The sequence below is a fragment of the Microbacterium sp. A93 genome (assembly GCF_051842835.1).
Genome location: NZ_JBPXMT010000014.1, coordinates 1 through 18,158, shown reverse-complemented (window position 1 = coordinate 18,158; position 18,158 = coordinate 1). Strand labels below are relative to the sequence as shown.

The window sequence follows — 18,158 nt, the reverse complement described above, 5'->3', positions numbered from 1 at the left end:
GCCATGCCCTCCATCAACCTGCAGCTGGCCAGCTACAGCGATCTCTTCATGCTGATCGCCGCCCTGGTCTACGCCGCCGCCTTCATCGTGTTCGCCATCGACCTGTCGACCTCGTCCCGGACGATCCGCACGCTCGAGGCGGAACTGGCGGCGGAGAACGCCGCCGGCGCTGAGACCGGCGCCCAGGCCGAGGCGCGCCGGGAGCAGCTGGTGGGGGCCGGCGTCGTGGGCTCGGAGCAGGAGACGGGCCCGACGGCGGCGCCGGACTCCCACGGGACCGGCACCTCGGCCCCGGTGCGCGGCGCGGACCTCGTGGACGACGACATGGCCTATCTGGGCACCACCCGGCGGCCGGCGGCCAACGTGGCGGTGGCGCTGACGGTGATCGGCATGCTGCTGCACGCCTTCGCCGTGATCGCCCGCGGCGTGGCGGCCCACCGCGTGCCGTGGGGCAACATGTACGAGTTCTGCACCACCGGCGCGCTGCTGGTGGCCGCGGTCTACCTGCTGTTCCTGATCCGCAAGGACATCCGCTTCCTGGGCACGTTCGTCACCGGGCTCGTGGTGATCATGATGGCCGCGGCCACCATGGGCTTCCCCACGCCGATCGCGCACCTGCAGCCCGCGCTGCAGTCGCCGTGGATCGTCATCCACGTCTCCATTGCCGTGCTGTCCTCGGCGCTGTTCACCCTGACCTTCTCCATGAGCGTCCTGCAGCTGCTCCAGCACCGCCGCGAGGCGAGGATGCGGGTCGGGGGCGACAGCCGTCCCGCGTTCATGCGCCTGGTGCCCTCCGCACTGAGCCTGGAGAACTGGTCCTACCGCATCAACGCGGTGGGCTTCGTGATGTGGACCTTCACCCTGATCGCCGGCGCCATCTGGGCCGAGGCCGCGTGGGGCCGTTACTGGGGCTGGGACACCAAGGAGGTCTGGACCTTCGTCATCTGGGTGGTCTACGCCGGCTACCTGCACGCCCGCGCGACCCGCGGCTGGACCGGGGACCGGGCGGCCTGGCTGTCCATCATCGGCTTTGCCTGCCTGGTCTTCAACTTCACGATCGTCAACACGTACTTCCCGGGCCTGCACTCCTACGCGGGCATCCCGGAGTAACCTCTCCGCTTTCAGTCGACTTGGGGTGGGTGTTTCGTGGAAACACCCACCCCAAGTCGACTGAAAACGAGGCGTCAGCTCTCCGAAGGCTCGGGCAGGGGCTGGGGCTCGCCGTTGGTGAACTTCGAGCGGTCGTCGTTCGGGTACAGCGGGTCCGAGGAACCGTACATCGGGTCCAGCTCGGAGCGGGCCATGGTGTGTCCCTCCGGCATCTCGAGGCAGGGCGAGTCGAGCCGCAGACTCAGTTCGGCTTCCCCGGCGCCGGTGCGGTACGTCACGGTCAGGTTCAGGTCCCCCTTGACGGCACCATAGAGCCGATCGCCGTGGGCCCCGCTGCCCTCCTTCGAGGTCCAGCCCGTGTCCTCGGCGGCCTGCCGCACCTGCTCAGCCACCCGTCCTGCCTCCGTCTCGGAGGTTCCGAACTCACCGGTGACGGCCGTCCAGCGCGTCTCGCGGGAGGCCTCCGCAGGGTCGGCGGTGCCCAGACAGCTCTTCTCGGTCAGCGAGCCGAGGCTGTCCCAGCCCGCGGCCCGGGCCAGCCCGGGCGCCTCCGCCTCCATCAGCCGCCCGTACTCGGCTGACTGCTGCTCGGGGTCTCCGGTCGATGTCGGGTTCATGCACCCTCCCAGGGTCAGTGCCGCGGCGCTCAGGACGACGGCGGCCGCAGCGTGGCTGATGATTCGCTTCGTCACCGGGATCCGGCCCCCGTTCGCTGCTGACGTTCCGGTCCTTGCCGGACCAGTGTCCCACGGGCGCCGTGGTGCCTCGGTCACCGGGTCTCCTCGATCGGCACCGAGGGGATGCCGTGCTCGCGGTAGTGGTCCGGGTCGTCCACCAGGGCGTCCTCGTAGAACGGGACCGGGGTGCCCTGGGTGCCTTGGAACACCGGCTTCAGGTGAGGCCGTACCTCGGTTCCGTAGACGACTCCCTCGATGTTCTGGGCCGAGGTGGAACCGGGGTCGAAGTAGTCGGTGTGGCCGCTCATCACCGTGTCGCCGTCGCCCATGAACCCGGATTCCAAGCGGACCGCTCCCATCTGCCGCACCGGGTCGGAGGCTTCCCAGGCGGATCCGCCGTGCGCGCCGCCGCCCAGCGACTGGGCCCAGGAGATCGGATCATCGTGGGTCTGGATCAGGTAGCGGTAGGCGTATTCGTTGTCCGTGTCCGCCGGGGAGGACACCTCGTGGCCGGTTCCGGCGGGCGCCACATAGACGATGTTCGTGGAGTCGAGTCCCTCGCGTTCCGCCGTGCCCAGCAGAGAGCCGCCGGCGCTGTGCCCCACATAGGTGGTCGGGACGTCCCGATGCCGGTCGGTGGACATCTCCAGGTCGGCGGCATGGTCGAACGCGGCCAGCAGGGGCGCACCCTGTTCGTTGAACTTCGAGGTGGCGTTGTCCCGGATCAAGGACTGTGGCAGATCGGTGCCCTGCCAGTAGATGGAGACCGTGCCCTCGGGATCGTGTCCGTCCATGGCGTCCAAGGCGTTGTTGTAGCGGTCCACGCTCGCGATGGTCGTGTGGGTGCCCGGGACGAACGTCACGGCACGTTCGGTGCTGTAGGACGGTTCGCCCCGCATCGTCGCGATCTGGCCGTTCCCGTCCGCGGATACGAAGACCGTGCTGTATCCGGGCGTCTGCCCCGGCTGCGTGGGGAACTGGTCGCGACCATACGCGTCCCACGCCTGGTTGAGTCCGTCCAGCACGGTTTCCAGCCGCTGTTCCTCGGCGTCCCAGACGTTGCGGTCGTGAGCGGCGCCGGGGCCATTGCTGGGGCGGTCGGCACGGTGCTCGTCCAGCTTCTCCGCTGTCTGTTCGCGCAACCCGGCCACGGTGATCTGATTCGTGCGTCCACGGGTGGCCAGCGGCACGCCGTTGAGGACACCGATCACGCCCGGGTAGAGCAGCGCCATCCGTTCCCGCTCTGCACCGGTCAGGCTCAGCCACGCCTCCTGGATCCCCTGGATTCCGTCTTCCGTCAGGTGGGCGTCATCGGCCATCGCCGCGTCCATGATGGACTCCGGGGTGCCGGCCGCCGGGTTGTCCTCCCACCGGTGTTCCGCGAGAGCCCGGGCGGCCTCCGGGTTGGCCGCCAGCCAGTCCCGCAGCTCGTCCTCGTCCAGCCCCTTGAGGTCCCTCCAGATCACGTCCGGATCGATCTCGCCGAACTTCTCGTCCAGTCCGCTGGTCATCGCCGCCCAGTCCTGGACGCCGGTGTCCGTGTCCCGGCGTCCGGCCACGAGCGGAAGGCCCTCGGTGGTGCCGATGCTGATGGCGGCCAGGGCGGTGGATAAGGTCTCCTGAGCCGTCTCCCAGTCCGTGGTGAGGGCGGAGGCGCGGTCGTTGAAGGTGACGATGTCCGTGCGGACCTCTTCCACCAGCGCCTCGTCATTCGAGGACAGGGCGCTGCTGCGGCGGGAGGACAGCCCGGGCCGGGCCTGGTCCAACGACTCCCGTTCGGTCTGCAGCGGCTTGCCGGTCTCCACGAAGTCGTCCAGCGCGTCCTGGGCGGAGGACAGTGCGGTGGCCCAGTCCTCGGCATGCGGGACCAGATCGTCCAGGGCGGTCCAGACCTGCTCCTGGGTGTCCGGATGCTGGTATCCGGTCTCCAGCCCCCGCCAGGAGGCCCGGGCCGCGTCCATGGCCTCCTGGAGGCTCTTCGACTCGGACTTCAGCTCAGCGGCCTTCTCGGTCAGGGTGGTCCAGCTGGCCTCGGCGTCGGGGTAGGTCCCCAGGGCGGGCAGGGGCATGGGGTGTCCCTCAGTCTTCCGTGTCCGGAGGGGTCACCACGGTGAGGGCGTCCGCTGATGACTGTCCCTGCTCCTGCATGCTGGTGTCGCCCTCCAGGAAGGCGTCGGCGGCATCGGCCACGCAGGAGGCCTGGTTCATCAGGATGTCGGCGATCCGCTCGCCCGTGTCCGAGCGGTCGGCCCAGAACCCGGTGAAGGCGGACTCGGCGTCACCGGCCGTGCCGAAGGCCCCGGAGAGGGACTCCCCGGCCGTTTGGGCGTTCCGGGAGGCGGTGTCCAGTTGTTGCCCGTCACCGGCCACCCGCACCAGGGTGGCGTGGACTGTCTCCGGCATGATCTCGTATCCCACGGTCTCCACCGTGCCAGCGCGAGTGCTGTGCCGCCATGGGGAGGACTCCCCATGGCGCGGTCCTCAGGAGTGGTCGGCGCCGCCGTCGGGCTTGGGGGTGTTGGTCCCGCCCGACTCCCCGGAGCCGTTGTCCTTCGGACCCCGCGCATCCCGTGCCTCACGGGCCTTCAGCTCCGCCTCGCGGCGGTCCAGCTCGGCCTGCCGGGACTGCTGCTTGCGCTGGACGTCGAGCTGGCGCAGGAAGGCCGCGTCGTCGTCGGGAGACTGCGGGCGCACCGGCCGGGCCGGACCGGATGCCGAACCACCCACACCGGAAGAGCCACGACGCCGGCCCAGGGCCAGCCAGAGCAGGGCGCCGACCAGCGGGACCAGGACGATCAACACGATCCACACGGGCTTGGGCAGGGCGCGCACCTGGTGCCGCGGCGTCATCAGCGACTCGATGAGGGCGTAGATGATGAGGCCGATGGCGACGATGCCGAGGGGGATCAGGAATCGGGGCATGCGTCCAGTCTACGGACCCGCCCGCCCTGACTGAACAGGCCGTTCTGCGCCGAGGACGGCGGTAGACTGCCGTGGTGCGAGTTCTCAAGTATGCCCTGATCCGTCTGGCCGTCTTCTTCGTGGTCTGGGGCGCCTGCATGCTGTTGAACCTCGGGTGGGTCTTCTCCACGATCGCCGCGGCCGTGATCGCGCTGGCCGCCGGGTACCTGTTCTTCAACGACCTGCGCACGGGGGCCGGCCAGGACGTGGCCAGCGCCTGGGAGGGCCGCGGCAAGGCCGAACGCTTCAAGTCCGAGCAGGCGGACGCCGACGCCGAGGACTCCTACACCGAGGGCCGCTACTTCGAGCCGGGGTCCGAGCCGGGCTCCGAACCCGATACCGATACCGATCCAGGCTCCGAGCCGGGCCCGTGGGAGCCGAAGGGCACGTAGTCAGAGCACCAGCCCGGCCGAGAACAGCACCGCGTAGACGAGCCCCAGGATGCCGGTCAGCTTCAACACCGGGATGAGGTCCTTCCTCTCGGTGGAGCGGACCATGGTGATCGAGGGCTTCACGGCCGCCACCGCGGTCAGCAGCACGAGCCACAGCCAGGGGTGCCGGCCGGTGAAGAACAGGGGCAGCGCCACCGCCACCGCCAGCATCACCACGTAGGACCAGCGGGCGGGGGTATCCCCGAGCCGGGCCGCCAGCGTCATCTTGCCGGTCTGCCGGTCGGTGGGGATGTCCCGGACGTTGTTGGCCATCAGCAGGGCCGTGGACACCAGCCCGCAGCCCACCGCGCCGGCCCAGGCCGGCCCGGACAGGGCCAGGGCCTGCGTGTAGGTGGTGCCGAGCACGGCCACGAGTCCGAAGAAGATGAACACGAAGACCTCGCCCAGGCCCATGTACCCGTACGGCTTCTTCCCGCCCGTGTAGTACCAGGCGGCCGCGATGGCCAGCACGCCGACGACGATCAGCCACCAGGTGCCGGCCCACACCACCAGGGCCAGCCCGGCGAGGGCGCCCAGTCCGAAGCAGGCGAACGCGGCGGCCTTGACGGTGGCGGCGGGAGCCGCCCCGGAGCCGGTCAGGCGCAGGGGGCCCACCCGGGCGTCGTCCGTGCCGCGGATCCCGTCCGAGTAGTCGTTGGAGTAGTTCACGCCGACCTGCAGGGCCAGGGCCACCAGCAGCGCCAGTAGCGCCCGGCCCAGGTGGAAGCCGCCCAGGGCGTAGGCGGCGGCCGAACCGATCAGGACGGGGGCGATCGCCATCGGCAGGGTGCGCAGGCGCGCGCCCTCGATCCACTGGGCGGCTGTGGCCATGGGGGTGGTTCCTTCGTTCAGGGGGTGGTGGTGAAGCGGGTGAGCAGCGCCTGGCGGTCGGTCTTGCCGTTGGGTAGGTGCGGCAGGTCCTCGAGGAGCAGCCACTGTTTGGGGACGGCGGCCGGTCCCAGCTCGGCCCGGATGGCCTCCCGCGCGGCGGCCTCGCTGAACTCCGGCTCCATCCCGGGCACGACGTCGGCCGGAGACCGGGTGCCCCCGCCCCCTGGCGCGGTGTCTGAGCCGAGCGCGATGGCGGCGCACACACGCTGGCCCCACTCGTCGTCGGGCACCCCGCCCGCGAAGGCGGCACGCACCCCGGGAAGGGACTCCAGGACCTGCTGGATCTGGGCGGCGGAGACCTTGATGCCGCCGGTGTTCAGGACGTCATCCACGCGGCCGGTGACGGAGAGCTGCTGCTGGCCGGGGTGCCGCGGGTGGGGCCGGACGGTGCCGGTGTCCTCGGTGCGGAACCAGCGGCTGCCCGCAGTCGTGCCGAAGTGCTCGGCCGTGCGCTGCGGATCGTCGAGGTATCCGGCGGCCACCATGGGCCCGGCCAGCCGGAGCCTCGGCGTGCCCTCGCCGGTGGAGTCGGTGGAGTCGGTGACCAGGTCCGCGGTGACCCCGTCCAGGGGCACGCCGTCATAGACGCAGCCCCCGCACGTCTCGGACATGCCGTACGTCAGGTGCAGGTGGAGGCCCGCCTCCGCCGCCGCGGCGCGGACCGCATCCGGCACCCGGGCGCCGCCGACCAGCACCGCGTCAAAGGTGCGCAGGGCGAGAAGTGCGGGGCCGGCGTCGGGCTCGGTGGGGCCGAGCAGGCGGGCGAGCTGGGTGGGGACGAGGGAGACGGCGCGGAACCCGGTGCCGCGTTCGAGCCGGTCGGTGGCCTCGGCGAAACCCCGTGCGGTGAACGGTCCCGGTGCCAGCGGGACCGGGACGGTGCCGGCGTGAAGGGAACGGGACAGCACAGCCAGCCCGGCCACGAACTGCAGGCCGACCGCCAGCAGCCACTGCCCCTCGCCGCCGATCCGCGCGGCCGTGGCGGCGGCGGAGGCGGCCAGGGCGTCACGGCTCAGCAGGGTCTGTTTGGGGGTCCCGGTGGAACCGGAGGTGCGGACCACCGCCACGACATCGGGCGAGCCGCCGCGCACCGGATTGGTGGCCTCGGGGCGGGGGAGTACCGTGCCGTCCGCGGTGAACTCCACCGGCGGTCCGGAACCGTCCAGCGCGGCGGAGAGTGCGTGCAGGGCGTGGTGGAGGTCGGTAGGGGTCACAGGCACGGATCGATTCTAGCCAGTGACCGTTCGGTATCACACTGATACCATGTGTCCATGGCCATGACATTGCGCACGTCCCCGGACGACGACCGTCGCATTGAGGAGCTCGCCCGGACGCTCGGCGTCTCCAAACATGAAGCCGTACTGCGTGCCGTCCTCGCCGCATCGGATCGCACGGTCAAGCGTGAGCGGGTGGAGCAGTCCGCGGAGCGGCTCACGGCACGCTACGGTGACCTGCTGCGGCGACTGGGCGAGTGAACCTGACGGAGTTCCTGGAGCTGGAGGACGCGCTCCGGCTGTGTGAACTGATCGGACTGGGGCCCGTGAAGGATCTCGGACTCCTGGACAGTGCGCTGCGGCGTCCGGCGACGTCCCTCTATGGCGCCGAGGCCTACCCGACGCTTGCGGCCAAGGGGGCCGCGCTGCTGGAGTCGGTGGTCCGCAACCATGCCCTCGTGGACGGCAACAAGCGTCTGGGGTGGACCGTTCTGGTGGTCTTCCTGGACCTCAACGGCGCATGGCTCGAGGTCGATGATGACGTCGCCTTCGACGTGGTCGTCTCCTTGGCCGCTGGGACCCTGACGCTCGAGGCCCTCACCGCCGTGATCACCGGCTGGCTGGCTCAGAAGTAGTACGGGAAGTCGGACCAGTCAGGGTCCCGCTTCTGCAGGAACGCGTCCCGGCCTTCGACGGCCTCGTCCGTCATGTAGCCCATCCGGGTGGCCTCGCCGGCGAAGACCTGCTGGCCGGACATGCCGTCGTCGGCCATGTTGAAGGCGAACTTGAGCATCCGGATGGCCTGCGGGGACTGGCGGTTGATATCCGCGGCGTACTCCAGGGCGACTTCCTCGAGGCGCTCGTGGTCCACCGCCTCGTTGACCGCGCCCATCGCCACCATCTGCTCGGCCGAGTACTCGCGGGCGAGGAAGAAGATGCCGCGGGCGTTCTTCTGGCCGATGTGACGGGCCAGCAGGGCGGAGCCGTAGCCGGCGTCGAAGGAGCCCACCGTGGCGTCGGTCTGCTTGAACTTGCCGTGCTGCCTCGAGGCGATGGTCAGGTCCGCCACCACGTGCAGGGAGTGCCCGCCACCGGCGGCCCAGCCGTTCACCACCGCGACGATCGGCTTGGGTGTGGTCCGCATCAGCCGCTGGACCTCCAGGATGTGGAGGCGGCCGGCGCGGGCCGGGTCGATGGTCTCGGCCGAGGACTTCTCGGAGCCCTCCACCTCGTAGCGGTAGCCGTCCCGGCCGCGGATGCGCTGGTCCCCGCCGGAGCAGAAGGAGTGGCCGCCGTCCTTGGTGGAGGGGCCGTTGCCGGTCATCAGGATGCAGCCGACGTCCGGGGTCATGCGGGCGTGGTCCAGGGCCCGGAACAGCTCGTCCACGGTGCCGGGGCGGAAGGCGTTGCGGACCTCGGGGCGGTCGAAGGCGATGCGGACCGTGGGCAGGTCCTTGACGATCGCTCCGGCGGCATCCCGTTCCACCTGGCGGTGGTAGGTGATGTCCTCGAAGCCGAAGCCCTCCACCACGCGCCAGCGCTGCGGGTCGAAGAGGTCGGACACCTTCTCGGGAAGGACGTTCTTGTCTGCGGGTGCGGGGGAGGTCTGCTCAGTGCTCACCCGGCCGAGTCTAGCCAGCACTCAACGAGTTGACCCGCCACTCTTCATGATCATCAGGTGCTGATGGCCACGCAGGATGACGGGTCAACGGATCGGGTGAGGCAGGGATCAGGCGACGGGCGCGCCCACGCGAGCGCCGTCGTCGGAATCCTCGGCACCGTCGATCTCACCCGTACCGTCCAAGGCCACGCCGCCGGCACCGGTGGCCGCGGCCTCCCGGGCCTGCTCGGCGAGGGCGAGCATCTCAGCCTCCTCCATGGAGCGCTGCTCCGGCTGGCGGCCGCCCTCGAGGGCGGACTCGGCGGGGGAACCGGGGACCACGGCGGAGCCGATGGAGCCGGGGACCTCGGTGCCGCGCAGGGAGGCACCGGCAGTCTCCCGCATGAACCAGGCGCAGGCCAGGCCCACGGCGCAGGCACCCATCATGTAGTACGCCGGGAACTTCACGTCCCCGGTGGCGCCGATGCCCCACTCGTTCACGAGGGCCGCGGTGCCCCCGAAGATCGAGGTGGCGATGTTGTAGGTGATGGCGAAGCCGGAGAACCGCGCCTGGGTGGGGAACATCGCCGGGAACGTGGCGGTGATGGTGGACAGCTGCGGGATGTACAGCAGGCCCAGCACGGCGAAGCCGAGGATGGCCAGGCCGAAGTTCATGCCCATGAGCATGAACATGGGGATGGCCAGCAGGATCAGCCCGGCCAGGGAGAAGTACCAGGACGGTTTGCGCCCGAATCGGTCCGAGAGCCCGCCCGCCCACGGCATCAGCGTCATCATGGCGATCTCGCCGATGAGGATGACGGCCAGGCCGGCGGCCGCCGGCAAGCCGATCTGCTGTTCCAGGTAGGTCGGCATGTAGGACAGCAGCGTGTAGTTGACCACGTTCACGGAGATCACCAGGCCGGTCATGACCAGCATGGGCTTCCAGTGCTCCCGGAACACCTGGGCCAACCGCGGCGGCTCGACCGTCTCGACCGTCTCGACGGTCGGCTCGGTCTGCCCGTGGACAGCGTCCGGTGCGGTGGCAGCGGCGGCCGGGGAGCCGGCGTCGGGCCCGGTGTTCTCGGTGTCCTCGGCGGACCCGGTGGTGCCGTTCATCTCCTCGAACACGGGGGTGTCATCCAGCTTGGAGCGCAGGTAGAAGCCGATCAGACCCATGGGTGCAGCCAGCAGGAAGGGCAGTCGCCAGCCCCAGTCGGACATCTGCTCGGGGGAGAGCACCAGCTCGAGCAACAACATGACGGCGGTGCCCAGGGCGAAGCCGCCGAGCGTGCCGAATTCGAGGAAGGAGCCGAGGAAACCGCGCTTGCGGTCCGGGGCGTACTCGGACATGTAGGTGGCCGCGCCGCCGTACTCGCCGCCCGTGGAGAAGCCCTGGATCATGCGCAGCACGATCAACAGCACCGGGGCCCACACGCCCACCTGGTCGAAGGAGGGCAGCACGCCGATCAGGAACGTGGCGCCGGACATCATCAGGATCGTCATGGCCAGGATGGTCTTGCGGCCGAGCCGGTCACCGAGGGGGCCCCAGACCAGGCCGCCGATGGGGCGGACCAGGAAGGAGATCGCGAAGGTGGCCAGCGTCAGCAGCATCCCCTGCTCGCCCGGGAAGAAGTGCTGGGTGATGTACGTGGTGGCCACCGCGTAGACGCCGTAGTCGTACCACTCGGTCGCGTTGCCGAGCGCCGAGGCCGCGGTGGCCTTGCGGATGGCCGCGGCCGGTGTCTTCTTCCGGGTGGGGCGGACATGCCGAGAGAACCGGTTGTGGCGCTGTGGCGAACGGCGGGTCGGCGGGGGTGAAACCGGGTTGGGGACAACCGAAGGATGGGACTCTGTTTCAGACACAGGTGATCTTCCTGGTGCGGTTCACCCCGTCAGGGTGTTCCAGGCCCGTTCGGGCGGTAGGCCCGGTCCGCCCGGCTGGGGCGGTCCAGGGGCGCGGGATACGGATCCGGTGTGGATGGCCGCCGGAAGACTGCATCGGTGGCCGGCCTGGGGTGGCAGACAGTAGACCGTAGCGAAGTCGGGGTGGCGCCTGTCAAATCCGGGTGAGGTTCGTCACGGTCCTGACAGCAGCCCGGCTGGGCTCGGCAGGATCCTCGGCGTGGCAGGCTGGGGGCATGAGCGAGGCACCGCAGAACCCTGACCCAGGGGCTCCGATGGACTGGGAGGGGGCCGTCAACGCCCGCCATGTCCTCGGCGGCCTGTACCGCATGGGCCGGCAGGAATGGCTGACCGAGACCGGCTGGCGGCAGCTGCGGGCAGCGGGGATCAGCACCGTCATCGACCTGCGCAACGGCCCCGAGCGACGGCGCCGTCCCACGGACCCGCCGCTCGGCGAGGGGGTCGCCGACGGCATCGACGTGCTGCACCGCCCGGTGGAGGACCCCGTTCACGAGGGGTATGAGGAGTATCTCGCCCCCGCGCTCGCCGACGGTGCGCCCTACCCGAACCACCCGCGCTACTACCCCGCGACGCTGCACTACTTCCCAGACCGGTTGGCCGCCGTCTTCCGAGCGATCGCCACCGCCCCCGGTGGAGTGGTCCTGCACTGCTCGGCCGGCCGGGACCGCACGGGGCTGGTGGTCACCCTGCTGCTGTTGCTCGCCGACCGCCGGGACCTGGTGATCCCCCAGTACGACGCCGGCGCGCGCGGCATCAACGACTGGCACCGCATCAGCCCCGTGCCGCATCCACATGAGCGGCACCTGGTCGGTGACGCGCTGGAGGACTTCCTGGGTGGCCGGATCGAGGCGCTGCAGGGGTTCGCCGACTCCCTGCCGGACGCCGACGCCGTGGCCGCACTGTTGACGGATATCGGCCTGGACGCCGAGGACCTGGCCGCTGTCCGGCGGAAGATCGAGACTCCCCGGGCCTGAGAACGTGGGCTGACGAGCACGCGATTGACGCAGACCCTACCGGGTATGCATACTCAGTGTGCATACCCGGTAGGTTCGCCGGGCCCCACCGGTCCGGGAGGCCACCGATGTCCGTCAAACACAGCCTGCTGGCCCTGCTCACCCAGGGTCCGCGCTACGGCTATCAGCTGCGCGCCGAGTTCGAGGAGCGCACCGGGGGCACCTGGCCGTTGAACATCGGGCAGGTCTACACCACGCTCGACCGCCTCGAACGGGACGGACTGGTGGCGGACCAGGGCGATGACGGCGCGGGCCACCGGAACTACGCCCTCACCGAGGCGGGCCGGGCCGAGGCCGGGGACTGGTTCGTCCAGCCCTCGCGGCCGCAGAACCCACCGCGCAACGAGCTCGCCATCAAGCTGGCCCTGGCCGTGACCACCCCCGGTGTGGACGTGGAACGGCTCATCCAGGCCCAGCGCTCCGCCACGCTGCGGGCGCTGCAGGACTACACCCGCGCCAAGAGGACGGCTGGGGGCGGCGCCGCGGCCGACTCCGGGCCCGGTTCGGGGCCTGACACCGACCTGGCGGGACTCCTCGTGCTGGAATCCCTCATCTTCACCGCCGAGGCGGAGATCCGCTGGCTGGACCATTGCGAGGCCGCCGTGCTGCGCGCCGCCCGTTCGGGCCAGCGGCCCGCGGCCTTCCCCCTTCACCACCAGCGCACGACGCCGGCCGCCTCCTCCCAGCGAAAGTCCCGGTGATCTCCGTGAACGCACGGCATGCATCCCCTGAACCCACCGTCCGCCCCGCCACCCACGGCATGCCGCCACGCCAGATCCTCGAGCTCAGCGCCGTGTCCAAGACGTACGGCGACGGCTCCACCACGGTGGCCGCCCTGCGTGCGGTCGACCTGACCGTCCACGCGGGCGAGTTTGTGGCCGTGATGGGCCCCTCGGGCTCCGGCAAGTCCTCCCTGCTGGCTCTGGCCGGCGGGCTGGACACGGCCACCGGTGGGGAGGTCTACGTCCGCGGCACCCCGCTGAGCCGGATCACCCTGGCGGAGAAGGCCCGGCTGCGGCGTCGGTCCGTGGGCTACGTGTTCCAGGACTACAACCTCATCCCCACCCTGAACGCCGCTGAGAACGTGGCCCTTCCCCTGGAGCTGGACGGGGCCACCCCGGGCAAGGCACACCGCCAGGCCAAGGACGCCCTGCGGCAGGTGGGGATCGAGGATCTGGCCGGCCGGTTCATCGACGAGCTCTCCGGCGGACAACAGCAGCGGGTGGCCATCGCCCGGGCCATCGTGGGGGAGAGGGCCCTGATCCTGGCCGACGAGCCGACCGGGGCGCTGGACTCCGTCACGGGGGAGGAGATCATGGCGGTGCTGCGCCGCCGGGCGGATGCCGGGGCCGGCGTGGTGCTCGTCACCCATGAGGCGAGGCATGCCGGCTGGGCGGACCGGGTGGTGTTCCTGCGGGACGGCCGCGTGGTGGACCAGGCCCGGGCCGAGAACGATCCCCACTCCCTGCTCACCGACGCCCCGGGAACGGCCCGATGAGCGCGGACGGCCGCGAACAGACACCGGTAGACGTCGGTCCCCGCCCGGGCGCCGCTGCCGGCTCCCGCCGCTCCGCCGCGCGGATGGCGGCGCGGGACCTGCGCCGCCACCCCTGGCGGACGCTGCTGATCCTGCTGCTGATCGGCCTGCCCGTGTTCGCGGTGTCCTTCGGCTCGGTCGTCGTGGCCTCCACGGAGCTGCCGACGGCCGCCGAGGAGCGCGAGCAGCTGCTCTGGGGTTATGACGGTTACCTCACCCAGGGAGTCTTCAGCCCGGATGACCTGCAGTCGCCGACCGACCTCTACGGGGCTGTCGACGCCGAGTCCGCCGCGGAAGGGCTGGAGGCGCCCGCCGTGGACGTGGCCGCACTGAATGCGGCGGCGAAGGACTGGCCGGTGTGCCTGCGAGGGGAGGGATGCTCCGTGCAGGACGCCGTCCCCGCCGGCACCGAGGCCACCCTCCTGAGCTCGGGATCGGGGACGCTGACCGTGCCCGGGTCCTCGCTGGATGTACGCCTCGTGGTGGCCGACTTCACCGACGAGGCGCTCCAAGGTCCGGACCGCCGTTTCCAACTGGTGCAGGGTGCTCTGCCCGGCCAGGGTGAGGTCCTGGCCAGCAGCGGCCTGATGGACGAACTGGCGTCCGCCCGGGAACGGGCCACCGCCCGCGGCCTCGAGGCAGGGCCCACAGACCGCGTGGAGCTGGAGATCCCGAAGGCGGACCTGGGTGGGGAGCCCACGCAGGCCACAGAGTCCACGCAGGCCACAGAGCTGACCCTCAGCGGCACCCTGTTGGACCGGATCGACGTCTATCCGAGCGCGCTGGGATTGTTCCAGCCGATGGAGCTGTGGGAGTCCGTCCTCTACGTCCAGGCCGGCAGCGAGACCGCCCAGGCCCTGTTCGACTCCGGCTTCAACGGTGAGGCAGAGGTCACGGCGTACCTGAGCGGGGACGTCCCGGACGACTATGCCGCCTACCGGGCCTACAATCTGGCCGGATTCAGCGTGCTCTTCAAGCCGGTGATGCTCCAGCCCGGGCCCGTTCAGGCGGCCTTCGAGGGCCAGTATTCCGCGGACGGCGCGTGGATGATCCTGGTGCCCCTGCTGTTCGTGGGGGTTCTGGCCCTGGCGGAGGCGGGGCTGCTGGCCGGGGCCGCCTTCGCGGTGGGCGCGCGCCAGCAGCGGCGGTCCACGGCCCTGCTGTCCGTGACGGGTGCCGAACCGGCCACCCTGCGCCAGACCATGGTCTTCTCCGGACTCTGGTGTGGGCTGGTCGGCGCGATCGGCGGGGCCCTGCTGGGTGTGGCCGGTGGCGTGGGAGTCGTCTGGGCCGCTCAGGCCCGCCATATCCCGGCCTACGGTCCGCACGTGCCCTGGTGGCCCGTGGTGGCCGCCGTGGTGCTGGGACTGGTCTGCGCCGTCGTCGCCGCCTGGATTCCGGCCCGCGCCGTGGCCGGGCAGAACGCCTGGGCGGCCATCAAGGGGGCCACCGGGGAACGCAAGCCGGTGAGCAGGCCGGTGCTCCTGACCGGGCTGGTCCTGACAGCAGTCGGGCTGCTGCTGGCCCTCGTGGCGAGCGTGGTGGGGATGGCCCTGCCCACGCTGGGTGCACTGCGGGAGGCCCTGCCGTGGCTGGCCGTGGCACTGGTGGCCTCCGCGCTGCTCCTGCTGCTGGGGGTGCTGATGCTGCTGCCGGGCACCGTGACCGGGGTGGCGCGTCTGGCCGGCCGGCTGCCGGTGTCCCTGCGGATCGCCGCGCGGGACGCGCACCGGAACAGGTCCCGCACCGTTCCGGTGGCCGCCGCCGTGGTGGCCGCTACCGCCGTGGGGACCGCGGTCCTGACGTCCATGGCCCTGGTGGAGGCCGGCTACGAGACACTGGATGGAAGCAATGCCCGCTATGGCTCGCCGTCTCCGGACACCGGGTATGTGTGGGTCCAAGACCATGCCTCGATCGAGAAGATGCTGCGCCAGGAGGCGCTTTACTCGGAGGACGGGCAGCAACCCACCGCCGCGGAGATCGGGATGTACACCGGCGGGGCGAGCGGGGCCGTGCGGCAGCTGCGGGCGGCCGAGGCCACCCCCGGCTCCCCACGGTTGGTGGAGTACTGGGAGGTGCACGGTGCCCAGCCGAGCTGCGAGGTGCTGAGCACCAACGACTGCTCCGAGCTGATGCCCCTGTACCCGCAGGACTCCCCGTGCCGGGCCCCCGTGCCCACACAGGAGATCGTGGATGACCGGCGGGTGGCGGTCGATGAGGCGATGTACGCCATGACCCGTGCCGAGGCGGCCGCCTGCGGGGCTGGCGGGGCCGGCGGGGGAGGCTCCGGCAGCCTGTCCCTCAATGACCCGATGTCCACCCTGATGGTGGTGGACACGCTCCGGCCGGAGACGGTGCCGGCAGCACTGTTCGGTGGGGATGCAGAGGCGATGGCGGCCGTGCAGTCCGGGAAGGCCCTCGTCTTCGACCCGCAGTACCTGGACGGGGAGGGCCGGTTCACGGTGGGCCAGTTCGCCACGGACGTGGACCGGGTCCCCGGGGTCTCGCTGGGGGAGGAGGATCGGGCGTGGTTCGACGAGATGGAGGCCGATGGCGACCCGATCGCCGGGAAGATGGCGATCAGCGCCGCCCAGGGCCGGAACACGATCTGGGAGCCGGAGCGGACGCGCACCCTGGATGCTGTGGAGGCGCCAGCGCCGGAGGGCGACCACCCGATCGCCATCATCCCGGTGACGGCGCTGGCGGGGATGGACCAGGAGATGGCGCTGGACGGCGTGCTGGCCCGGTTCGCCGAGCCGGTCACCACGGATCAGGTGTCGCTGGTCAACGACCTCCTGTCTGCCGACGACCTCTGGCTGTCCTCCATGGCGCAGTCCGCGGGGGACCGGTTCCCGGTCCAGTGGCTGGTCGCCGGGCTGGTGGGTCTGCTGGTGATCTCCGTGGCCGGACTGACCACGGGACTGGCCCTGGCCGACGCCCGGCGGGACCACGCGGTGCTCTCCTCCGTGGGTGCTCCACCGGGGACCCGGAAGTCCATGGCCGCGGCCCAGACCTTCACCGGCGCCCTGCTGGGGACCGCGCTGGGCGTGCCCGTGGGGGCGATCGCGGTGGTGGGGATCGGGCTGATCGACCTCTACTCCGCCGCATGGATCCCCTGGCCGCAGCTGGCGGTCCTGGTGCTGGGTGTGCCCGTGCTGGCGGCGGTGCTGACCTGGCTCGTGGTGCCGGGACGGCTCCCCGTCCGCGAGGCCGACCGCAACTGACCCCCACCCCATCACGGCCTCAGTTGAGGTCGGGAATCGCCGGGCGGATCGACAGTCACCGCTCTCGTGATGAGGGGCGGGCGATGGGGTGAGGATGGAGGTGGGGGGTGCCCCTATGTTCTCTGTCAAGCGGCGGCAGGGGTTTTCACTTCGTAGAGGGTGCCGTCGCGGAGCATGGCGTAGATGACGTCGCAGCGGCGTCGGGCCAAGGCGATCAGGGCCTGGTTGTGTTTCTTACCCTGGGCTCGTTTGCGGTCGTAGTAGGCCCTCGAGAGCGGGTCCTTCAGGGCGGCGAAGGCCGAGAGGAACAGGGCCCGTTTGAGGATCTTGTTGCCCCGTCTGGAGGAGTGGTCTCCGCGGATCGAGGACCCGGATCTCCAGGTCACCGGCGAGAGGCCGGCGTAGGAGGCCAGGTGCCCGGCGGTGGCGAAGTCCTTGCCGACGACCTCGGTGAGGATCCGTGCTTCGGTCCTGATGCCCACCGCCGGAATCGAGCTCAGGACCGGGTGAAGAGGGTGAGCCTCCACGATGGAGTCGACCTGAGTGTGCAGTGTGTCCCGTGAGGTCCGCAGGTCGGCGAGCATCCCGGCTAGCTGAGGCAGCACTACGGCCGCGGCGTTGGTGCCGACCACCACCACGGTCTGGGCGTCCAAGGCGGTGAAGATCTCCCTGGCCAGCCGTTCATACATCCGTGGGGCCAGCCGCTTCAGGCGGGTGGTGACCCGCTTGCGGCCCGCTTTGCGCAGCGCCGCCGGGGTGGGCCAGGTGCGGATGAGGTCCAGTACCGCGGGGTGGTCCAGCCGGGGCCCTAGGACCCGTTCCAGGGCCGGGTGGATCTGGGTCAGCAGCCCGCGGAGGCGATTGCTGGTGGCAGTGACCTGTTTGGCTAGGTCGTCGTCGAAGCCACAGAGCATCGACAGCTCGGCCACCTGCTCGTCGGCGACCTCGATCGAGCGCAGGGTGTGCGGCATGGTGCGGGCAGCCTCGGCGATGATCGCCGCATCCCTGGCGTCGGTTTTGGCCTCACCCGGGTGCAGGTCCGCGATGCGGCGCATCGCCAGCCCGGGCAAGTAGCCCACGGTCACCCCGCAGGCCTGGGCCACCGCGACCGGCAGGGCGCCGATGGTGGCCGGCTGGTCCACCACGAACAACACGGTCCCGTGGGCGGTGAGCTGGTCGATCACCGCCCGCATCTTCGCTTCGTCGTTGGGCAGGGCCTTGTCGTAGAGCTTGGTCCCGGTCCGGTCCAGGGCCACGGCGTGGTGTTCGCCCTTGCCCACGTCGACCCCGAGGAAGACATCGACCTCCGTATGGTTTCTGATCACGTGCACTCTCCGTTCGTCTGACCAGCGTTCACCAGAGCTGGCCCGACTGCGGTGTCAGAGCTCGGCATCCACGTTACGAACGGCCTCGACTACTTCTGCCCGGCCCCTATCAGCGATGTCCCCGGCACCTTCAAGCCCCGGTGACATCACCCCCCGGATCATCAACGACTGGGGGCAGCAATCATGCCGAGGCCTTCCGGCCAGCACACCCACATCCTCTACGAAGAAGGGGCTCCAAGAAAGGTAACGGGG

16 protein-coding genes and 1 pseudogene are annotated in these 18,158 nt (G+C 70.6%); 8 read left to right on the top strand and 9 right to left on the bottom strand.

Translation table 11 applies throughout. The features are described 5' to 3' along the window. The first annotated feature begins 3 nt into the window (after window positions 1-3). Complete coding sequence (gene ccsB / locus ACSU1G_RS28590) at window positions 4-1,110, top strand: c-type cytochrome biogenesis protein CcsB (RefSeq protein ID WP_439284048.1); 1,107 nt, start codon at window positions 4-6, stop codon at window positions 1,108-1,110. Window positions 1,111-1,184: 74 nt separating this feature from the next. On the opposite strand, the gene ACSU1G_RS28585 is transcribed toward ccsB, so the two are convergent. The 4 genes from ACSU1G_RS28585 to ACSU1G_RS28570 form a co-directional block, all read right to left on the bottom strand. Then, a complete protein-coding gene (locus tag ACSU1G_RS28585) occupies window positions 1,185-1,802 on the bottom strand; it encodes a hypothetical protein (protein ID WP_439284046.1) in 618 nt (205 codons plus the stop codon). A gap of 77 nt (window positions 1,803-1,879) precedes the next feature. Next, on the bottom strand, window positions 1,880-3,856 hold the full coding sequence (locus tag ACSU1G_RS28580; RefSeq protein WP_439284045.1) for an alpha/beta hydrolase: 1,977 nt from the start codon (window positions 3,854-3,856) through the stop codon (window positions 1,880-1,882). A 10-nt stretch (window positions 3,857-3,866) separates the two neighbouring features. Continuing rightward, on the bottom strand, window positions 3,867-4,190 hold the full coding sequence (locus ACSU1G_RS28575) for a DUF6507 family protein (protein WP_439284043.1): 324 nt from the start codon (window positions 4,188-4,190) through the stop codon (window positions 3,867-3,869). A gap of 78 nt (window positions 4,191-4,268) precedes the next feature. Further along, entirely contained in the window at window positions 4,269-4,709 is a 441-nt protein-coding gene (locus ACSU1G_RS28570; RefSeq protein ID WP_439284041.1) for a PLD nuclease N-terminal domain-containing protein, read from the bottom strand. Window positions 4,710-4,783: 74 nt separating this feature from the next. Between ACSU1G_RS28570 and ACSU1G_RS28565 the strand changes: the two genes are divergently transcribed. Further along, window positions 4,784-5,140, top strand: a complete 357-nt coding sequence (locus ACSU1G_RS28565; protein ID WP_439284039.1) for a DUF4229 domain-containing protein — start codon at window positions 4,784-4,786, stop codon at window positions 5,138-5,140. On the opposite strand, the gene ACSU1G_RS28560 is transcribed toward ACSU1G_RS28565, so the two are convergent. Beyond that, entirely contained in the window at window positions 5,141-6,010 is an 870-nt protein-coding gene (locus ACSU1G_RS28560; protein ID WP_439284037.1) for a 1,4-dihydroxy-2-naphthoate polyprenyltransferase, read from the bottom strand. Window positions 6,011-6,027: 17 nt separating this feature from the next. After that, window positions 6,028-7,290, bottom strand: coding sequence for an AMP-binding protein (locus ACSU1G_RS28555; protein ID WP_439284036.1), 1,263 nt, complete (start codon window positions 7,288-7,290; stop codon window positions 6,028-6,030). A gap of 51 nt (window positions 7,291-7,341) precedes the next feature. Between ACSU1G_RS28555 and ACSU1G_RS28550 the strand changes: the two genes are divergently transcribed. After that, window positions 7,342-7,545, top strand: coding sequence for a CopG family transcriptional regulator (locus ACSU1G_RS28550; RefSeq protein ID WP_439284034.1), 204 nt, complete (start codon window positions 7,342-7,344; stop codon window positions 7,543-7,545). Beyond that, the gene (locus ACSU1G_RS28545) at window positions 7,542-7,919 is read left to right on the top strand and encodes a type II toxin-antitoxin system death-on-curing family toxin (RefSeq protein WP_439284032.1); all 378 of its coding nucleotides are present in this window, start codon (window positions 7,542-7,544) and stop codon (window positions 7,917-7,919) included. Before ACSU1G_RS28550 ends, ACSU1G_RS28545 begins: the two co-directional genes overlap by 4 nt. On the opposite strand, the gene ACSU1G_RS28540 is transcribed toward ACSU1G_RS28545, so the two are convergent. Then, a complete protein-coding gene (locus ACSU1G_RS28540) occupies window positions 7,910-8,905 on the bottom strand; it encodes a 1,4-dihydroxy-2-naphthoyl-CoA synthase (RefSeq protein WP_439284030.1) in 996 nt (331 codons plus the stop codon). The genes ACSU1G_RS28545 and ACSU1G_RS28540 overlap by 10 nt on opposite strands. 108 nt (window positions 8,906-9,013) lie before the next feature. Then, on the bottom strand, window positions 9,014-10,747 hold the full coding sequence (locus ACSU1G_RS28535; protein ID WP_439284028.1) for an MFS transporter: 1,734 nt from the start codon (window positions 10,745-10,747) through the stop codon (window positions 9,014-9,016). Window positions 10,748-11,022: 275 nt separating this feature from the next. Here ACSU1G_RS28535 and ACSU1G_RS28530 point away from each other — a divergent pair, with 275 nt between their 5' ends. The 4 genes from ACSU1G_RS28530 (at window position 11,023) to ACSU1G_RS28515 (ending at window position 16,581) form a co-directional block, all read left to right on the top strand. After that, the gene (locus ACSU1G_RS28530) at window positions 11,023-11,781 is read left to right on the top strand and encodes a tyrosine-protein phosphatase (protein ID WP_439284027.1); all 759 of its coding nucleotides are present in this window, start codon (window positions 11,023-11,025) and stop codon (window positions 11,779-11,781) included. A gap of 107 nt (window positions 11,782-11,888) precedes the next feature. Beyond that, the gene (locus ACSU1G_RS28525; protein ID WP_439284026.1) at window positions 11,889-12,521 is read left to right on the top strand and encodes a PadR family transcriptional regulator; all 633 of its coding nucleotides are present in this window, start codon (window positions 11,889-11,891) and stop codon (window positions 12,519-12,521) included. Window positions 12,522-12,580: 59 nt separating this feature from the next. After that, window positions 12,581-13,318 carry an ABC transporter ATP-binding protein gene (locus ACSU1G_RS28520; RefSeq protein ID WP_439284348.1) on the top strand — a complete coding sequence of 246 codons (738 nt, stop codon included), beginning with the start codon at window positions 12,581-12,583 and terminating at the stop codon, window positions 13,316-13,318. Beyond that, entirely contained in the window at window positions 13,315-16,581 is a 3,267-nt protein-coding gene (locus ACSU1G_RS28515) for an FtsX-like permease family protein (RefSeq protein WP_439284024.1), read from the top strand. Before ACSU1G_RS28520 ends, ACSU1G_RS28515 begins: the two co-directional genes overlap by 4 nt. A gap of 125 nt (window positions 16,582-16,706) precedes the next feature. On the opposite strand, the pseudogene ACSU1G_RS28510 reads toward ACSU1G_RS28515, so the two are convergent. Beyond that, window positions 16,707-17,974, bottom strand: a pseudogene (locus tag ACSU1G_RS28510) (IS110 family transposase). Between the last annotated feature and the right edge of the window lie 184 nt (window positions 17,975-18,158).